Source organism: Aquaspirillum serpens DSM 68, assembly GCF_000420525.1.
Taxonomy (GTDB): domain Bacteria; phylum Pseudomonadota; class Gammaproteobacteria; order Burkholderiales; family Aquaspirillaceae; genus Aquaspirillum; species Aquaspirillum serpens.
This window is the reverse complement of sequence record NZ_ATVC01000112.1, coordinates 1-1,584: the sequence shown is the minus strand read 5'-3', so window position 1 is coordinate 1,584 and position 1,584 is coordinate 1. Positions and strand designations below refer to the sequence as shown.

Below are 1,584 nucleotides of genomic sequence, written 5' to 3'. Positions count from 1 at the left end.
GGTCGCATCATTAAGATTGTCATATATTGTGCAAGCCAGCTGATTGTTGGCAGAGTGTTTGCTTCGCTTGCCGTTAAACGATTGTTTTACGGTACAATCCCCGCCTTTTTCCGCACTAAAATTCCACTCTACTTCAGGCACATCATGCAAATTCTCGAACGCTATTTTCAGCTACGTGAGCATGGCACTTCAGTCAAAACTGAAGTCCTCGCCGGTCTCACTACCTTCCTCACCATGGCATATATCATCTTCGTTAATCCGGCGATTTTGTCGCAGACGGGGATGGATTTTAACGCGGTGTTTGTGGCTACCTGCATTGCCGCTGCTTTGGGTACGTTGGTGATGGGGGTGGTTGCTAACTATCCCATCGCACTGGCCCCAGGCATGGGTCTGAATGCCTATTTCACTTTTGCTGTGGTTAAGGGTATGGGGGTGCCGTGGCAAACGGCGTTGGGCGCGGTGTTTATCTCCGGCATTATTTTTGTGTTGGTGAGTTCGTTCAAACTGCGCGAGCTGATTGTGAATGCCATTCCCTACTCATTAAAACTGGCGATTTCAGCCGGGGTTGGCTTATTCCTTGCCATCATTGGCTTAAAAGGGGCGGGGGTGATTACCGGCTCTGAAGCCACTATGGTGACCTTGGGAAATATTCACTCTCCCTCAACCCTATTGGCGGTATTTGGCTTTTTATTGATCGTGGTGTTGGAATATCGCCGTGTCACGGGCTCGATCATTATTGGTGTGTTGGCTGTGACTTTATTGTCTGTGGCATTGGGGTTATCAGAGTTCAAAGGCGTGTTTTCCATGCCGCCATCAATTGAACCCACCTTCATGCAAATGGATCTTGCCAGTGCGCTCAATGCTGGCTTGGTGGGTGTGATCTTTATCTTTTTCTTCGTCGATTTATTCGACACCACCGGTACATTAGTCGGTGTGGCACACCGTGCTGGCTTATTGGATAAACAAGGCCGCCTGACTCGTCTGAAAAAAGCCTTATTTGCTGATTCCACCGCGATTATGGCGGGTGGGATATTGGGGACGTCGAGTGTCACGGCGTATGTTGAATCCGCTGCGGGTACGGCCGTTGGGGGGCGTACTGGTTTGACGGCGGTGGTAGTCGCGTTGTTGTTTATTGCTGCTTTGTTCTTGTCGCCGTTGGCTGGCACGGTGCCGGCGTATGCCACTGCTCCTGCGCTGTGTTACGTGGCTGTATTGATGGCGCGCGGTTTAGCCGAGATTGATTGGGATGATTTAACCGAATCGGCACCGGCGGTGATTACCGCAGTTGGGATGCCTTTTACCTATTCCATCGCTGATGGCATCGCTTTCGGTTTTATCAGCTACACCGTGATTAAGCTGTTGTCGGGTCGTTATAAAGACATCACGCCTATGGTGATTGTGATTGCTGGCTTGTTTACAGTGAAGTTTGCTTTCTTCCATTAAAAACGGCGTAGGGTGCATTGCCCTTTTTAGGATGATGCACCCACCGTGTAATGGTCTAATGTCAGCGGACAGTAAGATAGGGGGATGAAGAAGGTATGAAAATATTTCTCCGCAGCATGATCGAAACAAGGTTTGGTCAGT

The 1,584-nt window shown here is 49.6% G+C and carries 1 protein-coding gene; it reads left to right on the top strand.

The window, feature by feature from the left end; genetic code table 11:
• Window positions 1–144 precede the first annotated feature (144 nt).
• Entirely contained in the window at window positions 145–1,443 is a 1,299-nt protein-coding gene (locus G465_RS0112770) for an NCS2 family permease (RefSeq protein ID WP_022654815.1), read from the top strand.
• Window positions 1,444–1,584: the final 141 nt, after the last annotated feature.

What these genes read in the sequence shown, in the direction of transcription:
- G465_RS0112770 (WP_022654815.1), top strand. Translation starts at nt 145, where the DNA reads ATGCAAATTCTCGAACGCTATTTTCAGCTACGTGAGCATGGCACTTCA.